Raw genomic sequence first — 19,170 nt, forward strand, 5'->3', positions numbered from 1 at the left:
TATAGCCCCCTTTAATTTAGATTAAAATTAATTAATTCATGTTCTTTTATAAAACTTTCTAAAAATTTTAATTGAGTTAATATAGAGTCTTTGCCAGGACCGCCAATAACATTTCTGCCATTTACACAGGCGGAAAGATTAATTGCATCATATACATCTTCCTCAAAAATATGAGAAAATTTTTTAAGTTCTTGTATTGATAGGTCACTCAATCCTTTATTTTCTTTTATACAATATAAAACAGCTTCTCCAACAATGCCGTGTGCTTCTCTAAATGGTGTACCTTTCTTCACCAAGTAATCAGCAAGGTCTGTTGCATTAGTGAATCCAAGTTCAGCGCCAGATTTCATGACATCTTTATTTATTTTCATTGTATCTATCATACCAGTAAAGGTAACAAGAGAAAGTTTTACAGTATCTAATGCATCAAATAAAGCTTCTTTATCTTCTTGCATATCTTTGTTATATGCAAGAGGAATACCTTTCATGACTGTAAGAAGTGTAACTAAATCACCATAAACTCTTCCAGTCTTTCCACGAACAAGTTCAGCAACATCAGGATTTTTTTTCTGTGGCATTATACTGCTTCCAGTACTATATTCATCTGATAATTCAACAAAATTAAATTCGTTAGTACACCAAAGAATTATTTCTTCAGAAAATCTTGAAAGATGCATCATTATAATTGAAAGCACAGATAAAAGCTCTATAACATAATCTCTATCTGATACTGAATCAATACTATTTAAGGTGATTTTATTAAAAGAAAGTTCTTTTGCAACATAGCTTCTATCAATTGGATAAGTGGAAGTTGCTAAAGCACCACTACCTAATGGCATTTCATCTAATCTTATTAAATAATCTTTTATTCTAGAAATATCACGCTTAAACATTTCAGCGTAAGCTAGAATATGATGAGAAAAAGTAATTGGTTGAGCTTTTTGAAGATGAGTATATCCTGGCATTATTGTATCGACATTTTCTGTAGCCTTTGTATATATAACTTTTAAAAGGCTAACTATATCATTAATAAGAAGAGGTACATAACCTTTTAAATAAAGTTTTAAATCTAATGTTACTTGATCATTTCTGCTTCTTCCGGTATGAAGCATTTTCCCAGCATCACCTATATAATAAGTTAATAGCCCTTCAATAAAACTGTGAATATCTTCAGAAGATTCATCTATATCAATAACACCATTTTCTAATCTTTTTAATAATTCATTAAGTCCATCCTCAATTTTTATACATGAGGACCTTGGAATAATATTTTGTTTTTTTAGCATTTTTACATGTGCTATACTTCCTAGAATATCTTCTTTAAACATTCTTTTATCTATTCTTATTGATGAATTAAAATCATTAACATCTTTATTTGTTCCTTCCTTAAATCTTCCGCCCCAAAGTTTCATAAAATTATCTCCTTAAATTTATTTGTCTTTTAAAGACTTTTCCATTAAAGCTTTTACTGTTATCGGTAACCCAAATAAGTTAATAAATCCAGCTGAATCATTTTGATTATATACATTATCTTCTCCAAATGTTGCAAAGTCTTCATTGTATAAAGAATATGGAGAAGTTATACCTGCATTTACAATGTTACCTTTGTATAGTTTAAGTTTTACTGTTCCAGTTACAGTTTCTTGTGTTTTATCAACAAATGCTGAAAGAGCTTCTCGAAGTGGAGTATACCATTGACCGTTATAAACTATATCTGCAAATTTTAAAGATATCATTTGTTTATAGTGTGCAGTTTCTTTATCAAGACATATTGATTCTAAAAGGGAATGTGCTTCATAAAGAATTGTTCCACCAGGAGTTTCATAAACACCTCTTGATTTCATACCAACAAGTCTATTTTCAACCATATCAATTATTCCAATGGCATTTTCTCCACCAATCTCATTAAGTTTTTCAAGAAGAGTTTTACCATCTAAATTTTCACCATTTAAAGATACTGGAATTCCTTTATTAAATTCTAAAGTTATATAAGTTGGTTCATCTTTAGCATCTTCTAATGTTTTAGAAAGTTCTAGAATCTTTTTATAATTAGGTTCATTTTTTGGATCTTCAAGATCTAAACCTTCATGACTTAAATGCCATATATTCTTATCCTTACTATAGTTTGTTTCAGGTGTTATATTTAAAGGAATATTTCTTTCCTTAGCATATTCAATTTCTTCTTCACGAGATTTTATATCCCAAATTCTCCAAGGTGCAATAATATCCATTTCAGGTGCAAATGCTTTTATTGCAAGTTCAAATCTAACTTGGTCATTTCCTTTTCCAGTACAACCATGACAAATAGCTGTTGCCCCATTTTCTTTAGCTATTTCCACAAGTCTTTTTCCCATTAAAGGTCTAGCAAAGGAAGTTCCTAAAAGATATTTACCTTCATAAATTGCTGAAGCTTTTATTGTTTCAAAAATATATTCATTAACAAATTCATCTGTTAAATCTTCTATATATAATTTTGATGCTCCAGTTTTTAATGCTTTTTCTTCTAAGCCATTAAGCTCATCCTTTTGTCCTACATTACAAGCTACTGCAATTACCTCAGAAACTCCATAAGTTTCCTTAAGCCATGGAATAATAATTGAAGTATCAAGTCCTCCTGAATAAGCTAAAACAACCTTTTTATAATTTTTCATAATATAGCCCCCTTTTTATTTAACAAATATTACTAATGAAATTGATTATACTCCTTTAGGTATAATTATGCAAGTGCAAATGCATAATTAACTTGAAAAATAAACTTATGATGTATAATATGCATAAAGCGAGTAAAAATATACAAAAATCGAGTAAAAAATTAAAAGTTTAAAATAAATCTTTTTACAAATAATAAAATGGAAAGCAGTATATAAGGAGTGATAATTATGGCTACATTAAGTTGTGGAGTACGTTCATGTGCTCATAATAAAGATCATCATTGTTGTCTAGAATCAATTGAAGTTGGAGGAAATCATGCAGAAACATCAAGTCAAACTAATTGTAAAAGCTTTGATGAAAAAGATGGTTCAATGTCAAGCATGAATATGGAGATAAATCCTAATATGGCAATAAGGTGTTCAGCAGTAAATTGTATGTATAATGAAAACCAAAGATGTGTATCAAATTATGTTGATATAGAAGGACAAAATTCTTGTACAGAATGTTCAAGTTTTGTACCAAAAGGATATTAAAAATAAAAAGGTTTGCTAAGTTTTTAGCAAACCTTTTTATTATAATATATTACGTAGTTTGGGATTTTGCATTTCTTTTATTCTATTTGAATTATATTTTACAACATGAAGTGAAGCTAATGCATCATTCTTTGTTTTACATTTTACATTAACTGTAACAAGTACTGTATTGTCAACTAATTGGTCTAATTCAACATGATTAATATACATAGAAGATACTAACGATTCATCCTTTAATTTACTTAAAAGGGCTACGGACTCTTCATAAGCTTTATCCCATTTATCTTCATTTATTAATTCTTCAATCTTTTCACTATCTTTATTAATATTATCACAAAGGTCTATCAGTTCATTATGAGCAAAAGAGACAAAGCCAATTACAGTAATAAATAGAATTATAGAAACTATTGTGTTCTTCATTTCTTTTTCTCCTTCTTTTCATATTTATCAAATAGTTGATATTTAAATTTACCACTAGTATCGTACATAGCAATAAGTACTTTTTTTACATCATCTATGCCATGTTTATTCAGTACATTAATTATCCAATCTTTATCCTTATCCATTTTAGTTAATGGGTTCTTATTTATCTTTCCATCAGATACTAATATTTTTGGAAGGTATAATTCTGTATTACTATTTTGGTTAGAAGATTGAGTATTATTGCTACTACTTGGTTCTGAAGGAAAGAATGATATGTGACCATTTGTTTCAAGTATTGCATAAGTAATATCATCTAGATTAAAGTAACCTGATAATCTCATCTCTTCCATAAGTTCATCAATATTTATTTGCTGACTTTTAAGAGCTTTATAATTAATTTTGCTTTTATAAATTAAAATTGATGGTTCACCTTCTACAACTCTTCTAGCAAATTGGCATTTTAATTGTAATTGAGAAAGTAAAATTTTAAGAAGCAAAAGAGTTAAAATTGGAATAATTCCTAAAAGTAATGGTAGCCTACTATCTTGCATTGGTAGTGATGCCAAATCAGAAATCATTATAGTTATTACAAATTCGTATGGCTGAAGTTCGCCTATTTGACGTTTACCCATAAGCCTCATTACTACAACTACTAAAATGTATAATATAGCAGTTCTTATACAAACAATAAACATTATAAACACCTCTCTAATGAATAATATTTGTAGATTTTAAAATTTCTATTCAGCCTAATATATATTTTGTTAGAGGGTTTCAAAAATAGCTTTAAAGAAATATAATAAAAGTAAATCAAAAGGATTTAAGAGAGGAGCAAGAAGGAATTATGAAATTAAATATAACTCTTGAGAATGGCAATATAATTTCAATTGAAAAGGGAAGTACATTTAAAGACATTATAGAAATGTACTATAAGGAGGATATTAAAAATATTGCTCTTTGCACATTAAATGGTAAGTATTATGAACTTGTAAGAGAAGTGCCAGAAAGTGGAGAACTTAAAAAGGTACATTTTGATTGTGATGAGGGGCTTAATGTTTACACAAGGACACTACAATTTATATTTATAAAGGCGGCACTTGATATATTTAAGGATTCAAAAATTACAATAGAACATTCAATTAGTAAAGGTCTTTTTGGAGAAATCCATAAAGAAAAAATATTAAGTGAAGATGATATAAAAAGAATAAAAGAAAGAATGAAGTATCTAATAGATAGTGATTTACCTATAAATAAAATAGAAGTATCAAAAGAAAAGGCAATAAAAGTTTTTAAAGATTATGGAATGGAAGATAAGGTTAAGCTTTTAACTTATATGAATTTTGATACTGTAAAGCTTTATGAATTAGATGGAAGATATGATTATTTCTATGGTCAAATGGCTTATAGTACAGGAGTTATAAAAGCTTGGGATCTTATAAAATATAATACTGGATTTATTTTAAGAAGTCCTAGAGTAGAAGATTTAAATACTCTTCCACCATATAAAGAACAAAAGAGACTTTCAAGTATATTTTATGAAACAGAAAAATGGCTTAACATACTTGGAATAAGCGATGTTGGAACATTAAATGAAAAAATTATGGAAAATGATCTTAAGGATATAGTACTTGTTTCAGAAGCATTACATGAAAAGAAATTTGCAAATATAGCAGATAATATTTCAAATAAAAATGGTGTGAAAATAGTTCTAATTGCAGGACCATCATCATCAGGTAAAACAACTTTTGCAAATAGATTAAGCATTCAGCTTAGAGTTAATGGATTCTATCCAATACCACTTAGCTTAGATGATTATTTTGTAGATAGAGAATTCAGTCCTAGAGATGAAAATGGTGAGTATGACTTTGAATCAATATACTCATTAGATTTAGAAACATTAAATAATCATTTAGAAAAATTATTAAATGGGGAAGAGGTAGAGATCCCAACTTATAACTTTATGAAGGGTAAGAGAGAATGGCTTGGACATAAGGTTAAATTACCTCAAAATGGGGTTTTAATAGTTGAAGGTATACATGCGTTAAATCCAGTTCTAACAAATTTAATAGATGATAAGTATAAATACAAAATATATATATCTGCATTAACACAATTAAATTTAGATAATCATAATAGAATTCCAACTACAGATGTAAGAAAGATTAGAAGAATAGTTAGAGACTACTTATCAAGAGGATATGGTGGAGAAGATACTTTAAGTATGTGGCCTTCAATAAAAAGAGGAGAAAGAAAAAATATATTTATCTATCAAGAAGAAGCAGATGAAATGTTTAACTCAACATTAGTTTATGAACTTTGTGTATTAAAACCTTATGCATTAAAGGAACTTAATAAAATTAGTAAAGATAGTCCAGTTTATAATGAAGCTTCAAGACTTATATCATTTTTAAATTTCTTTAAGGAAATACCAATGGATAAAGTGCCAGAAAACTCAATATTACGTGAGTTTATAGGAGGCAGTTGCTTCTATAAATATTAAATAAAAAAGGCAAAATCATTTTTGATTTTGCCTTTTTTGTTAAAGTCTTGTAATTTTAATTCTATATTTTTTAAAAGTTTCTTCAACAAGGAATTTATTATTTTTACTTACTTTAAATGTAAGTGTAGTTTTATTTGTGAAGACAATAATATTAAATTTATCTTTAACTGGTACTATTTGTACACCTTTTATATTTTTATAATTATAAAATTGTCCTAAGTAGCATATTCCATCTTGGCAGAATGTAAACCTTAATGATAGAACTACTTGATAAATTATAAATATTATTGGTATTAAAATATAAATACTAGATGCATCTAGTATTGTTCCTCCAGAGCTTTTAATAGAGATTATACCAAATACTAAAATAAGTAATACTAAAATAATATTAAAAATAGCAATTCCTGAATAAACACCAATTTTAATATATGGTCCTTTTTTTCTGTGGCTAGTTTCTATATAAACACTTCTTACTATAAAGAATACTACAGCTAAAAGTAAGAGTATTTCAAAGATATGCATTGCGTTCATATAATTTCTCCCCCTTTAATAATAAGTCAATTATATAATAACAAATTTTTATTAGTTAATTGTTTACAGTATGTAAATAATTATATTTTAAATTAATAATAAAATAAAAAAGAACTACTTAAGTAGTTCTTTTTAGCCACATATTTTTACGTTTATACGATTTTCTTTTAAAGTTTTTGATAAGTTTTCTAGTTGTTTTTTTGAGATTTTAAAGTTAAATGAATCCTTTTTACCTTCTATAACAACAGCAGTAGAGAATTTACCTTCTCTCATTAAAACTTTCACTATATTTTTAGCATCTAAATATTGTCCCATACATAGTAAACCTTTATTAAATAGTACTAATCTTGAAGAAGCAAAAGCTTGGAATACAATCATAATTAATATTAATAATATAAATATGTATTTCATTGAGAATAAATTAATACCATTTGCGTTTATAAAAGCAAATGCGAGAATTAAAAGTCCTATGTTTACTAATGTTATACCAGAAAATATAGTAAATTTTGTTGTCTTATTAGAATTCTTTCTGCAAGTATATTCAATATATATTGCTTTACCAATTACAAATAAAAGTGTTAAAACAATTACTATATTTAATACTAATGAAAAATATTTCATAAATTAAGTCCTCCTTAAAAGCTATGTAATAATAATTGTAAATATAAAAAAAGATTTTAGTGTGAATAAAATGTAAATTTTAAATAAAAGAATATAATTCTAAATTATCTATTTAACTTGAGTATTTGAATTAAATGTAGTTAAATTAGTATATAAAAAAAATTAAGAGGTGTGTGTAATGGAAAATAAAGAAGTTCAAGAATATATAAAAAGTATAACAAAAGCATCAGCTTATTTTATATTTAGAAATGGACCAATTAAAGATTTATACAAAGAAGGAAAAATAAATGATGAAGAAATGAAAAATATTCAAGAATATCTTCAAAATCATTTAGCATATCTTTATAATGTGTTATTAGAGGAAAATAATATAAAGAAATTCGATTTAATTACTTCTACAATGAATAAGTTTTATGTAAATGATGATTTAGAAATAAAAATGAATGATGACGGATTTGATAATTTTTACAAAAGTTTATTCGAAGGAAATAAGGGAACTAATGGTGGAATAACATTAAAATAAAAAATAACTTGTAAGCTAAACATAAGGAGCTTACAAGTTATTTTTTTAAATTCTTTCAACATGAATTTTTCTATCTTTTAATACTTCATAAAAATCATCTGCTGAAGGTTTGTTTATTGAAACGTTGAATGTAGTTTTTTCAAATTCAATTTTCAATAAGTAACTGTTTTTAGATTTTTCTTTAAATATAACAGATTTAATATCTGTATATGGAACGTTATAATACATGTAGTAAAGTGATCCATGTGTAAGTAATATTTCTGAATTAACATATGTATTTAGAATCAATATTAATATGATAATTATAAATAATACATTATCAAGAATAGAACCTTCATTAACTAAAAATATGTAAATCAGACCAACAAACAGTAAAAGTACTAATGTTATAATAAATGATAAATTATAATTTCTTATGATTACGAAATGTCCATCTTTTTTTAGTTGGGTTCTTTTAAAATAATTCTTTAGCATAGCAAATGAATATAATATAATAAATGCTATTTCTATAATTAAAAACCAGTCCATGTATGTAATCCTCCTTAATCTTTAACAGTATTTAGTAAATTAAATATAACACCATTGTATGAATAAGAAATTAACATCATATAAAATAATGATTAATGGTGTACAAAAATTTGAAAAATTTCTCTATAGTTATATTTTATTTAAAATTTAAAAATAAATTCTCTTTTATTAAAAACATATGTTGATAAAAGAACTAATAATAGATTAAACTATAGTTAGAAAAAATTTATACAGAGGATAAGGTGAGGTATATGAATAATGTAGGTGTTTTTGACATTTTAGGTCCAGTAATGATTGGTCCATCTAGTTCACATACAGCTGGTGCTGCAAGACTTGGAAAAGTTGCAAGAGCAGTAGCGGGAGATGAAGTAGTAAAAGTAACTTTTTATCTTCATGGCTCATTTGCTAAAACTTATAAAGGCCATGGTACAGATAGAGCATTAGTTGCTGGAATACTTGGAATGGAACCAAGTGATAAGAGATTAAGAGATGCCCTTAAAATTGCTAAAGAAAAAGGATTAGATTTTTCTTTTGTTGAAACCGATTTAGGCGATGTTCATCCTAATACTGTAAAATTTATTATGATTACAAAATCAGGAGAAAAAAGAGAAGTTGTTGGATCTTCAATTGGCGGAGGTAGTATAAAAATAACTGAAGTTAATGGAAATAAAGTCGAATTTACAGGAGACTATCCAACTCTTATAATAGCTCAAAAAGATGTTCCAGGTGTTGTATCTAAAGTTACTAACCTTTTATATGAAAAAGGAATAAATATTGCATTTATGAGTGTGTTTAGAAGACAAAGAGGACAAGGTGCTAACATGGTATTTGAATTAGATCATGGAATAGATAATGATACTTTAAGCAAAATAAGAGAAGTAGATTATATAACAAGAGTTATTATGGTTAATCCTGTAAAGGAAGGTGAAGAGTAATGATCGCAAGAAATGGTGAAGAACTTTTAAAAATTTGTGAAGAAGAAAATATATCTTTAAGTGAATATGCAATAAGAAGTGAAATGGAAAAGTCAGGTGCTTCAAGAGAAGATGTAATAAAGAAGATGAAGATGACTTTAAAAGTTATGATAGATTCTGCAACAGAAGGAATGGAAAATGAAGTTTACTCAGTAAGTGGACTTATTGGAGGAGACGGATATAAAATAAATGAATATTTAAAAAAAGGAGATACTCTTACAGGAACAACAACAGTTATGGCAATGGCAATGGCTCTTTCTTCATCAGAAGTAAATGCTTCAATGGGAAGAATAGTTGCATGTCCTACAGCTGGTTCTTGTGGTATACTTCCAGCTGTAATATTATCTGCTGGAGCTAAGCTTAATAAAACAGAAGATGAACTTGTTATGGCGCTTTTTGCATCTGCTGCAGTTGGAACAATAATTGCAATGAATGCAACAGTATCTGGTGCTGAAGGTGGATGTCAAGCAGAATGTGGATCAGCAGCCGCTATGGGATCTGCTGCTGTAGTATATATGATGGGTGGAACTCCAAAGATGAGTTTAGATGCAGCAGCTATAGTTCTTAAAAATATTTTAGGACTTGTTTGTGACCCTGTTGCTGGACTTGTTGAAATACCATGTGCAAAGAGAAATGCATCCGGTGCTATAAGCGCACTTTGTATGGCAGACCTAGTTATGGCAGGTGTTGAATCTAAGATACCTTTCGATGATACAGTATCTGCAATGTATAAAGTAGGAAGACAATTACCACCTGAACTTAGAGAAACTGCAATGGGTGGAGTTGCAATAACAAAGACAGGAATTGAACTTAAGAAAAAAGTTTTTGGTGATAACTAAGATTTAGGAGAAATTACCGTGCAAATATAGATAAGAGGCTAATATGATTTATGCTCCGGAAGTGCCTAATGCACTCCAGTCCGCTAGTATCATATTACTCTCTCATCTATTTGCACTACTTTATCAGAAAATTGAAGTTAATTGTAAAACTTTTATGTTCTTAATATATAGATTTATAAATATAAAATAAAAAAGAGTGATTAATAAAAAATTTATTAATCACTCTTTTTTATTAATTTTTGAATTTTATCTTTAACTCTTCTTCAACTATGAAAATTGATAGAAGCATTGAAATTACTGAAAACGATAATCCGATTAATGAAATTATTGAAGGATTTAATGAGAAACCTAGTTTTAATATTAATATAAGTGCAGATGATATAATTCCAAATATTACCCATAGTTTTCCGAGATTAGTATTTGCAAATAGCCAAGCTTTTCTAGAGCTCATTGAGCGTTTGCTCCTAAATCCACAGTGTTCATTAATAATATCAGGTGGATTAATTAAAAAAGCACCTCCTAAAATAATCATTATAACTGGAACTAAAAAATCAATATAATATTTTAGAATATTCATAAAATCGCCTCCGTTTTATGTAAAATTATATTCTATCTATATTTATAATATAACATAGAAAAAGCATGTGTGAAAACGTTTTTATAAATTTGTTAAACTGTAATATATTTGTGGATAATTTTATAAAATATTTTAGAATGTGTAGACTATATTAAAAATTTGGTATAGAATTAAATAGAAATAATTAGATATAGAGCTAGGGGAGCCATAAGCTTTTGGCTGAGATTGAAATTTTAATTTCTAAACCCTTATTACCTGATATGGTTAGTACCATCGTAGGGATGCCTTTTGTTTATGAATAAATATATTGATGGATAGAGTGTAACCTTACGTAATTAGGTTATGCTCTTTTTTTAATACTTAAAAAGGGGGATAGTTTATTGTGAGGAAAGAAAATCTAACTTATAAGTTAGCCTTAAGTGGCTTATTGATAGCTGTAGCAACTGTATTTGGTACATTTTCTATACCGATTTTAGGAGCTAGAATTTCACCAATTCAACATTTCATAAATGTAGTTTCAGCAGTAACACTAGGACCTGTATTTTCTATATTGAATGCATTTATAGCATCTCTTATTAGAAATATTTTAGGTACAGGAAGTTTGCTTGCATTTCCAGGAAGTATGATTGGGGCATTACTTGCAGGCTTACTTTATAAAAAGTTTAAGAATACTTTTGTAGCTGTCATTGGTGAAGTTATAGGTACTGGAATAATTGGTGCAATGCTTGCATATCCAGTAGCTTCATTATTTCTTGGGAAAGAAGGGTCATTATTTTTATATATAGTACCATTTTCTTCAAGTTGTATTGTTGGAGCAATTTGTGCCTATATGCTTATAAGTATACCAATTATTAAAAAGACACTTGGAATTTATGAGAAAACATTAATAGAAGATAAAAAATTAATTAATTGAGAGGATGATAATTATGTTTAGAGCATTAACAATTGCAGGATCAGATTGTTCAGGAGGAGCTGGAATTCAAGCAGATTTAAAAAGTTTTTCAGCAAATGGAGTATTTGGAATGAGTGTAATTACTGCAATTACAGCACAGAATACACAAGGAGTTTTTGGAATTCAAGATATAAATGAGGATATGATAAGAGATCAAATAAGAGTTATATTTGATGATATTAGAGTAGATGCAATAAAGATAGGTATGGTTTCAAAAATAGAATCAATTAAAGCAATAGGACAAGCGTTAAAAGAAATAAAGGATATTCCACAAATAGTATTAGATCCAGTTATGGTATCAAAAAGTGGGTTTAAGCTTTTATCAGATAATGCAAAAGAAACATTAATAAATGAACTATTTCCTATAGCAACATTAATAACACCAAACCTTCCAGAAGCAGAAGAAATACTTGGAGTAAGGATTAAAACATTAGATGAAATGAAAGAGGCAGCAGTAAAATTAAAGGAACTTGGACCAAAATATATATTAGTTAAGGGTGGACATTTAGAAGATGATGCAACAGACCTTTTATATGATGGAGAGAATTTTATTTATTATAAACAAGAAAGAATAGATAATAAAAATACTCATGGAACAGGATGTACATTATCATCAGCTATAGCTGCAAATCTTGCTAAGGGAATGAATATAAAAGATGCTGTTAAAGAAGGAAAAAGATACGTAACAGTAGCCATTGAACATGGTATAGAACTTGGTCATGGGGTAGGACCAACTAATCATTTTTATGAATTATATAAATTAGCTAATATAGAATAATCAAAATTTAGGGGGATAGAATTTTGGATATAAGAGAAATTTTAGAAAGAGCGAGTATGGGAAAAGTAAAGGATCCGTTAGTTGATTCAATAACTAATAATGTAACTATGAATGATGTAGCGCAAACGATACTTTCATATGGTGGAAAACCAATGATGATTGACGATATAAGAGAAATAAAAGAAGGTACAAGTATATCTAATTGCTTACATGTAAATATAGGAACAATGGGATATAAGAAAGAAGAAAGCATGATAGTTGGAACTAATGTAGCTAAAGAAAATAATATCCCTGTAGTATTAGATCCAGTTGGAGTACATGTAACAGGCTTAAGAAAAGACTTAATAAAAAATATTTTAAAGATAGGAGTTACTTTAATTAAAGGTAATTTAACTGAAATAAAAAATATTATAGGTCTTAAAAGCGATTTTATTGGAATAGATTCTTTAGATGATGGTGAATATACAGATGAACTTAGAAGAAATTTAAGAAAATATTCTAATGAAAATAATTGCTTAATAGTTGTAACTGGAAAAGAAGATTATATAACTGACGGAAAAAGAGAAATAAGAATAAATAACGGAGTTTCAAACCTTGCATTAGTAACTGGTACTGGATGCATGCTTGGTGGAATGTTATCTGTTGAGTGTGGAAAAAATCTTGGGGATAATTTAATTTTCGGAGTAGCAAAAGCACTATTAACTATGAATATTTCTGGAGAAATTGCAATGGAAAATAATGAAGGCGAAGGGATTTTAGCATTCAAACATAAAACCCTTGATAAGATTTCTTGTATTAGAGATGAAGAGATAATAGAAAGAGGAAAGATAATTTATGAAGAATTTTAATGATAAAAAAGTATATTTAGTTACAGATTATAGATTGCCATTTGAAGAACTTATGGAAAAGGTTGAAAAAGCATTAAAGTCTGGTGTTAAACTTATTCAATATAGAGATAAAAATGTAGATACAAAGATTATGTGTGATAGAGCGTTAAGATTACTTAATTTATGCAAAAAGTATGACGCAACATTTTTAGTAAATGATAGAGTTGATGTAGCACTTGCAGTAGATGCTCATGGAGTACATTTAGGACAAGATGATATGGATTGCGCTATAGCAAGAAAACTCCTTGGAAAGAATAAAATAATTGGAGTATCAACTAAAACTTTAGAAGAAAGTAAAAAAGCTTTAGAAGATGGTGCTGATTATTTAGGATGTGGAGCTATTTATAGTACAAGTACAAAGGATACAAGTGTTATAAGTATAGAAGCATTAAAAGAAATAAAAGAAAATATTCCGTTATTTATTTATGGCATTGGAGGAATAAATACATCTAATATAACAAATGAATTTAAGGAAGTTTTAGATGGAGTAGCTGTTATAACTGCTATATTAAATTCTAATGATATAGAAAAAGAAGTAATAAAGTTTAATGAAATATTAGAGTAACAAGCATTAACTAAGTTGAATAGTAATATAATGAAACAATTCTTCAAGGAGAAAATATGAGTTCTAATGAATGTAATGATTTTGAAGAATTTTTAAAAAACTTTAGTGCTTCATTTAATTTTGGAAATGATAGCAGTACTGAAGAAGGTTGCGAGGATATAAAAGGTGGGTTTCAAGATTTAAATCCTCATATATTTCCTCTTACGGCAGAGTTAGTTGGACATGTTCTTGCAAGCAATTTACCATTTAATGTTCAAAATGCAATAGGAAACTGGTTTGAATTATTAGGACAAATAATATTAACATATAATTCACAACAACAATATTTTCAAGGTGGCCCAGGAAAATATTATGACGTTAGAAATAAAAACATAGGAAATCCTTATTGCACTAAAGGAACATATGATCAAGCTAATGCAAGATCAGGACAAGATGGAATTACACCTGCTAGTAGATCGAATACTAGTAGTAGAGCATCTAGAAATAAATCAAATGACACAGATGAAGATATAGAATCTATGAAAATATGTATTAATAGTATGCTTGAGAAAATTGATATTTTAACTTGTGAAATAAATAATCTAAAAAGACAAATGTAGATAATTCAAAATATATTAGTAATAAAGAGATATAAGGGATGTATTTTCATTATTTGAAAATACATCCCTTAAATATTTCATAAATAATAATATTTACTTTTCTAATTTGATTCATTATAAGAATCATCTTCAGAATAAATTTCTTCGGAATAATCTTCTGCATTAAATTTTATATACACTTCAAAGAAGGTTGAGAAAAATAATGAATCATCACATAGTATTTTATAATCTTTTGAAAGTAACTTAGCATAATAATCACATACATATGGTTTATCAATGTAATTATCAATAGAAGAATGAGTAGTGAATGGTTCTAGGAAAGTAGTAGATTTAACAATGCCATCTGAATCATTTGTTATATAGTGCAGTTTTATTATTTTACAACCAGTTATATATATGAAATCATTATTATGTCCTTCCACCATTTTAACTGAAGAAAGTTTAATTTTTACAAATGTATCTATTATTTTTTCAATGTAGTTATTAGAGTTACAAGCTCCTATAGTTAAAGTATCTATATTAGAAAGAGAGATACATTTAAAGAAATTTTTACTCATAAAAAGATCTCCTTTATATTGCGTTTATATTATAGTATGAAAAAATATTAATATTAGACAATAAAAAACAAAATATGAAACAAAATTTATAAAAATCATAATATAACATGAGAGATTGAATTTTATAAAGAATAACTATATTTTGCAATGGGAATGTAACATTAGGAGGGTAGATAATGAAGGAAATAATAAACGAAAACTATGAATCAATTAATAATGATAAAGATGATTGTGATTGCAAAAGAGAAGAAAAGTGTAAAGATGAATGTATAAGAAAAGAAAGTATATTTTTCTCTGGATTATGTAATCCAAAAGATTTTGATATAGATAATGGACTATGGACAGAAGAAAATGTTTCGGGCTCTGTACATGTTCCATTAAAAAAACCAGAAATAGAAGAGATAGACTCTGTTAATGCAAAAATTGAAATAATAAATAAAAAAGTTATAGTAACTCCAGGTGTTGAAGGGGTAGACATTTATAATTATGAAGGAAAAATAGCTACAGGTAGGAAGTTAATAATAGAAGGACTTGTATGCTTGACTATGTCATATGTATCAAATAGAAAGGATCAAAGCGTCCATAGTTTCCATGGAAAAGTTCCATTTTCAGCATTTATAGTATTACCTAATAAGTGCAAAGAAGAAGATCCGTTAAATAATAACTTTATAGTATCAGCATGTATTGAAGATATATGCATTAAGTCAATATGTGATAGAACAGTAAAATTAACAGTAACATTTGTATTGAAGGCAAATAAAAGTGTAATGTCATGTGATAGGAAGTTCTTATCAGATTCTGGAATTGATTGTAACAAAAATAATTCGGATGATGAAAAAGAATGTAAAGATTGTATTGAAAATAATAAACCTATAATTTCAGGAGTTTGCTCTGAAGAGAAAATAAAGGATCTTTTAAAAGCTAAAAAGGATAAGGATCATATTTCATATCCAAAGTTATGGACTGAAATATCTGTACCAGAAGTTTTAACTATTTCTATGATGAAGCCAGATATTAAACAAATATTATCTGTTAATTCTGAACTAAAAATATTATGTCAAAAAGTTATTAACACTCCAGTATCAGAAGGAGCTAACTTAGGAAATTTAAATTTAACAGGTAAAAAGATAGTAATAGAGGCAGTATTAGAACAAAGAATAACTTATGTTTCTAAATCTAACTGTAATTCAGTTCATGCAGAACATTTTAAACTACCAGTATCAGCTTATATAGTTGCTCCAAAGGGTGTTGAGCTTACTGATAAGTTTAAGATAATTCCATGTATTGAAGACATTTTTGTATGTATATTAAATGATAGACAAATATTTAAAAATATCACTATATTCTTTAAAGCACTTCCTATAAAGTGTGAACAATAATCTAAGGAAAAGAGGGTGGAAATATGAGTTGTAATTGTTCTTTAGAACAAAATTATAAAGTAATAGGACTTTGTGATATTAAAAAAGTTAATGACGGTAAAAAGATAGAGCCAAAGAAATCTTGGGTTCAGATAACTATTCCAGAAATACTAACTATTCCTGAATGTAAACCAACTATAGAAGAGATAGATAAAATATATATATCATCTAAAGTTAACTCAGTAAGAATAATAAAAACACCTAAGTCTCCTAAAAATGATAAGGGTGAGTTTATTCCAGGCAAAGAAGGAACGATATTAACTGGTAGAAAGTTATTAGTAGATGGAAGCCTATGCCAGACTATTGTGTATACAGCTAATAACAGAGCACAAACAGTTCATGCTGCAAATTTTGAAATTCCATTTTGTGTTCATATAGTAATTGATGAAGATGCAAATGCAGAACTTGATAAATATTGTGTAGATATTTGTATTGAAGATGTTTTTGCAACAGTAGTAGATAAAAAAAATATATTTAAAAATGTAACACTATTTTTACAAGCTAAAAAAGAAAAAAATCCACATTGTTAAACCGATAAATAAACTGTACATATACCTGTGTACAGTTTATTTAATTAAATGTTTAAAAAAAGAGAGGTTAAAAATAAAAGCTAATATATGTAAATTTATATTGTAAAATAAAAAATACAAAAAATTCACAATGTATTAAAAATATCACATTTGATATAAATAATATAAAAAGTAATCATTAAAACTAAAAGTTTGTTAAATTATTATCATTAAATTTGAAATAATGATAGTTTATTGAATTATTTATAAGTATTTACCTATATTTATATAAAAAATAGAGATTTGTCTTATATAAGATAGAGGAGTATTATCAAATTGTAATCTTAGTAAATTTCAAGAAATATAGGAGGAGTTTAAATGGGATATAAATTAGAATTTGAAAAAGCAAACAAGCTTTTAGAAGAGCTAAGAAAAGAATACAAAATTTATGCACCAAAAAGATTTAGTAAACAAGGACGATACTCAGATACCGATATAATCAAGTATGGTGAAATAAAAACAGTAGATGAAATAGTTTATAAAGAAAAATCTACATATCCAGCTAAAGAAATAATTACACCTATAAATCAAACACTATATTATTTCACTGAAGATGAATTCAGAGAAAGTAAGCCTATTCATAATAAGAAAATCTTAATATTCGCAAGACCTTGTGATATAAATGCTCAAAAAAGACAAGATAAAATTTATTTAGAAAATGGAAATTTTGAAGATAAGTTCTACAAAAGAATGAGAGATAGAGTAAAATTTATTTGTATGGAATGTACTGAAGGATGGGATACATGTTTCTGTACAACAATGGGAACAAATAAAACAGATAATTATAGTTTAGCTGTAAGATTCTTAGAAGATAGTTTATTACTAAATGTAAACGATAAAGAGTTTGAAAATTACTTTAAAGATGAAGAAAAAGCTGAATTTAATCTTGAATTCATAAAAAAGAATAAGGCAGAAGTTAATCTTCCAAATATAGAAAGCATTGAAGTATTAGAAAAGCTAAAAAAGCATCCTATGTGGGATGAGTACAATAAGAGATGTATAGGTTGTGGAAGTTGTACTGTTGCATGCAGCACTTGCACATGCTATACAACAAGAGATATTGTTTATGATGAAAATGGAAAAGTTGGAGAAAGAAAAAGAGTACAAGCTTCTTGTCAAATTGAAGGTTTTGATGAAATGGCAGGAGGACATAGCTTTAGAAATACAGTAGCTGAAAGAATGAGATATAAAGTTCTTCATAAGATACATGATTATAAAGAAAAATTCGGAGAAAATATGTGTGTTGGTTGTGGAAGATGTACAGATAGATGTCCTGAGGCTATTTCATTTACAGCAACTATAAATAAAGTTACAAAAGCAGTAGAAGAAATAATGGAGGAGATGTAAATGGAAAATATATTAACACCAAAAGCTTGTGAAATTATAAGTGTTACAAAAGAAAGTAAATTAGAATATACATTTAGAGTAAAGACCGATATTAAAGTTAAGCACGGTCAATTTTTACAATTATCAATTCCAAAGGTTGGAGAAGCTCCTATATCAGTAAGTGGATTTGGTGATGGATATTTAGATTTTACAATCCGTTCTGTTGGAAAAGTAACTGATGAAATATTTAAATTAGAAGCTGGAGATACAATTTTCTTAAGAGGTTCATATGGAATTGGATGGCCAGTTGATAAATTTAAGGATAAAAATATTATTATAGTAGCTGGTGGAACAGGAGTAGCACCTGTTAGAAGTATGATAAATAAATTTTATGATGATGAAAACTACGTTAAGAGTTTAAACTTAGTAATTGGATTTAAAGATGAAGACGGAATATTATTTAAAAATGAATTAGAAAAATGGAAAGAAAAATTTAATACTATATACACTCTAGATAAAGGAGAAAAAGAGGGTTGGAGCCAAGGAATGGTTACAAAACATTTAGATAAGTTACCAATAAAAGAATTTGGCGATAATTATGAAGTTGTAATAGTAGGACCGCCAGTAATGATGCATTTTACAGCATTAGAATTTTTAAAACTTGGTGTAAAAGAAGAAAAGATATGGGTTTCTTTTGAAAGAAAGATGTCATGTGCAGTTGGTAAATGTGGACACTGTAGAATTGACGAAACATATGTATGTCTTGAAGGACCAGTATTTAATTATACTAAAGCAAAAACATTATTAGATTAAGGAGT

23 protein-coding genes and 1 riboswitch are annotated in these 19,170 nt (G+C 27.4%); of the genes, 14 read left to right on the forward strand and 9 right to left on the reverse strand.

Annotated elements, in window-relative coordinates; genetic code table 11:
- Positions 1-11: 11 nt before the first annotated feature.
- Together argH and ACZ5TJ_RS03930 are read right to left on the reverse strand one after the other, a co-directional pair.
- Positions 12-1,412, reverse strand: a complete 1,401-nt coding sequence (argH, locus tag ACZ5TJ_RS03925) for an argininosuccinate lyase (protein ID WP_464201458.1) — start codon at positions 1,410-1,412, stop codon at positions 12-14.
- Positions 1,413-1,430: 18 nt separating this feature from the next.
- Complete coding sequence (locus ACZ5TJ_RS03930; protein ID WP_464201460.1) at positions 1,431-2,651, reverse strand: argininosuccinate synthase; 1,221 nt, start codon at positions 2,649-2,651, stop codon at positions 1,431-1,433.
- 228 nt (positions 2,652-2,879) lie between these two features.
- On the opposite strand from ACZ5TJ_RS03930, the gene ACZ5TJ_RS03935 reads away from it, so the two are divergent.
- Positions 2,880-3,185, forward strand: coding sequence for a DUF1540 domain-containing protein (locus ACZ5TJ_RS03935; protein ID WP_464201462.1), 306 nt, complete (start codon positions 2,880-2,882; stop codon positions 3,183-3,185).
- A gap of 39 nt (positions 3,186-3,224) precedes the next feature.
- Here the strand turns inward: ACZ5TJ_RS03935 and ACZ5TJ_RS03940 are convergent, their stop codons facing one another.
- Positions 3,225-3,605, reverse strand: coding sequence for a DUF4363 family protein (locus tag ACZ5TJ_RS03940; RefSeq protein ID WP_464201464.1), 381 nt, complete (start codon positions 3,603-3,605; stop codon positions 3,225-3,227).
- A complete protein-coding gene (locus ACZ5TJ_RS03945; RefSeq protein WP_464201465.1) occupies positions 3,602-4,303 on the reverse strand; it encodes a YetF domain-containing protein in 702 nt (233 codons plus the stop codon). The genes ACZ5TJ_RS03940 and ACZ5TJ_RS03945 overlap by 4 nt, the downstream gene beginning before the upstream one ends.
- 149 nt (positions 4,304-4,452) lie before the next feature.
- On the opposite strand from ACZ5TJ_RS03945, the gene ACZ5TJ_RS03950 reads away from it, so the two are divergent.
- Positions 4,453-6,108 carry a nucleoside kinase gene (locus tag ACZ5TJ_RS03950; RefSeq protein WP_464201467.1) on the forward strand — a complete coding sequence of 552 codons (1,656 nt, stop codon included), beginning with the start codon at positions 4,453-4,455 and terminating at the stop codon, positions 6,106-6,108.
- Positions 6,109-6,147: 39 nt separating this feature from the next.
- Here ACZ5TJ_RS03950 and ACZ5TJ_RS03955 read toward each other — a convergent pair whose 3' ends face one another.
- Both ACZ5TJ_RS03955 and ACZ5TJ_RS03960 read right to left on the reverse strand, forming a co-directional pair.
- Positions 6,148-6,639, reverse strand: coding sequence for a hypothetical protein (locus ACZ5TJ_RS03955; RefSeq protein WP_464201468.1), 492 nt, complete (start codon positions 6,637-6,639; stop codon positions 6,148-6,150).
- Between the two features lie 132 nt (positions 6,640-6,771).
- On the reverse strand, positions 6,772-7,260 hold the full coding sequence (locus ACZ5TJ_RS03960) for a hypothetical protein (protein ID WP_464201469.1): 489 nt from the start codon (positions 7,258-7,260) through the stop codon (positions 6,772-6,774).
- 178 nt (positions 7,261-7,438) lie between these two features.
- Between ACZ5TJ_RS03960 and ACZ5TJ_RS03965 the strand changes: the two genes are divergently transcribed.
- Entirely contained in the window at positions 7,439-7,783 is a 345-nt protein-coding gene (locus tag ACZ5TJ_RS03965; protein ID WP_464201471.1) for a hypothetical protein, read from the forward strand.
- 45 nt (positions 7,784-7,828) lie between these two features.
- On the opposite strand, the gene ACZ5TJ_RS03970 is transcribed toward ACZ5TJ_RS03965, so the two are convergent.
- Positions 7,829-8,311 (reverse strand): hypothetical protein, encoded by a 483-nt coding sequence (locus tag ACZ5TJ_RS03970; protein WP_464201472.1) that lies wholly within the window; start codon positions 8,309-8,311, stop codon positions 7,829-7,831.
- A gap of 251 nt (positions 8,312-8,562) precedes the next feature.
- Between ACZ5TJ_RS03970 and sdaAB the strand changes: the two genes are divergently transcribed.
- Together sdaAB and sdaAA are read left to right on the forward strand one after the other, a co-directional pair.
- Positions 8,563-9,246: an L-serine ammonia-lyase, iron-sulfur-dependent subunit beta gene (gene sdaAB / locus ACZ5TJ_RS03975; RefSeq protein WP_464201474.1), complete on the forward strand. Its 684-nt coding sequence runs from the start codon at positions 8,563-8,565 to the stop codon at positions 9,244-9,246.
- Positions 9,246-10,124, forward strand: coding sequence for an L-serine ammonia-lyase, iron-sulfur-dependent, subunit alpha (gene sdaAA, locus ACZ5TJ_RS03980; RefSeq protein ID WP_045725869.1), 879 nt, complete (start codon positions 9,246-9,248; stop codon positions 10,122-10,124). The genes sdaAB and sdaAA overlap by 1 nt, the downstream gene beginning before the upstream one ends.
- 232 nt (positions 10,125-10,356) lie before the next feature.
- Here sdaAA and ACZ5TJ_RS03985 read toward each other — a convergent pair whose 3' ends face one another.
- Positions 10,357-10,701 (reverse strand): SdpI family protein, encoded by a 345-nt coding sequence (locus tag ACZ5TJ_RS03985; protein WP_464201476.1) that lies wholly within the window; start codon positions 10,699-10,701, stop codon positions 10,357-10,359.
- 188 nt (positions 10,702-10,889) lie between these two features.
- A riboswitch (TPP riboswitch) is annotated at positions 10,890-11,000 on the forward strand.
- Between the two features lie 83 nt (positions 11,001-11,083).
- Here ACZ5TJ_RS03985 and thiW point away from each other — a divergent pair.
- The 5 genes from thiW to ACZ5TJ_RS04010 are packed head-to-tail and all read left to right on the forward strand — an operon-like array spanning position 11,084 to position 14,482.
- The gene (thiW, locus tag ACZ5TJ_RS03990) at positions 11,084-11,614 is read left to right on the forward strand and encodes an energy coupling factor transporter S component ThiW (RefSeq protein ID WP_464201478.1); all 531 of its coding nucleotides are present in this window, start codon (positions 11,084-11,086) and stop codon (positions 11,612-11,614) included.
- 13 nt (positions 11,615-11,627) lie between these two features.
- Positions 11,628-12,431 carry a bifunctional hydroxymethylpyrimidine kinase/phosphomethylpyrimidine kinase gene (thiD, locus tag ACZ5TJ_RS03995; protein ID WP_464201480.1) on the forward strand — a complete coding sequence of 268 codons (804 nt, stop codon included), beginning with the start codon at positions 11,628-11,630 and terminating at the stop codon, positions 12,429-12,431.
- 23 nt (positions 12,432-12,454) lie between these two features.
- Positions 12,455-13,279: a hydroxyethylthiazole kinase gene (gene thiM / locus ACZ5TJ_RS04000; RefSeq protein ID WP_464201482.1), complete on the forward strand. Its 825-nt coding sequence runs from the start codon at positions 12,455-12,457 to the stop codon at positions 13,277-13,279.
- Entirely contained in the window at positions 13,266-13,883 is a 618-nt protein-coding gene (gene thiE, locus ACZ5TJ_RS04005; RefSeq protein WP_464201484.1) for a thiamine phosphate synthase, read from the forward strand. Before thiM ends, thiE begins: the two co-directional genes overlap by 14 nt.
- A gap of 56 nt (positions 13,884-13,939) precedes the next feature.
- On the forward strand, positions 13,940-14,482 hold the full coding sequence (locus ACZ5TJ_RS04010) for a hypothetical protein (protein WP_464201486.1): 543 nt from the start codon (positions 13,940-13,942) through the stop codon (positions 14,480-14,482).
- Positions 14,483-14,583: 101 nt separating this feature from the next.
- On the opposite strand, the gene ACZ5TJ_RS04015 is transcribed toward ACZ5TJ_RS04010, so the two are convergent.
- Complete coding sequence (locus tag ACZ5TJ_RS04015) at positions 14,584-15,039, reverse strand: hypothetical protein (protein WP_464201488.1); 456 nt, start codon at positions 15,037-15,039, stop codon at positions 14,584-14,586.
- A 176-nt stretch (positions 15,040-15,215) separates the two neighbouring features.
- Here ACZ5TJ_RS04015 and ACZ5TJ_RS04020 point away from each other — a divergent pair, with 176 nt between their 5' ends.
- The 4 genes from ACZ5TJ_RS04020 (at position 15,216) to asrB (ending at position 19,165) form a co-directional block, all read left to right on the forward strand.
- Positions 15,216-16,418, forward strand: coding sequence for a DUF3794 domain-containing protein (locus ACZ5TJ_RS04020; protein WP_464201489.1), 1,203 nt, complete (start codon positions 15,216-15,218; stop codon positions 16,416-16,418).
- A 23-nt stretch (positions 16,419-16,441) separates the two neighbouring features.
- Entirely contained in the window at positions 16,442-16,987 is a 546-nt protein-coding gene (locus ACZ5TJ_RS04025; RefSeq protein ID WP_464201491.1) for a DUF3794 domain-containing protein, read from the forward strand.
- Positions 16,988-17,344: 357 nt separating this feature from the next.
- Positions 17,345-18,373, forward strand: coding sequence for an anaerobic sulfite reductase subunit AsrA (asrA, locus tag ACZ5TJ_RS04030; RefSeq protein ID WP_464201493.1), 1,029 nt, complete (start codon positions 17,345-17,347; stop codon positions 18,371-18,373).
- Positions 18,374-19,165, forward strand: a complete 792-nt coding sequence (asrB, locus tag ACZ5TJ_RS04035) for an anaerobic sulfite reductase subunit AsrB (RefSeq protein ID WP_464201494.1) — start codon at positions 18,374-18,376, stop codon at positions 19,163-19,165.
- The last annotated feature ends 5 nt before the right edge of the window (positions 19,166-19,170 follow it).

The sequence above is a fragment of the Clostridium budayi genome, from assembly GCF_055396605.1.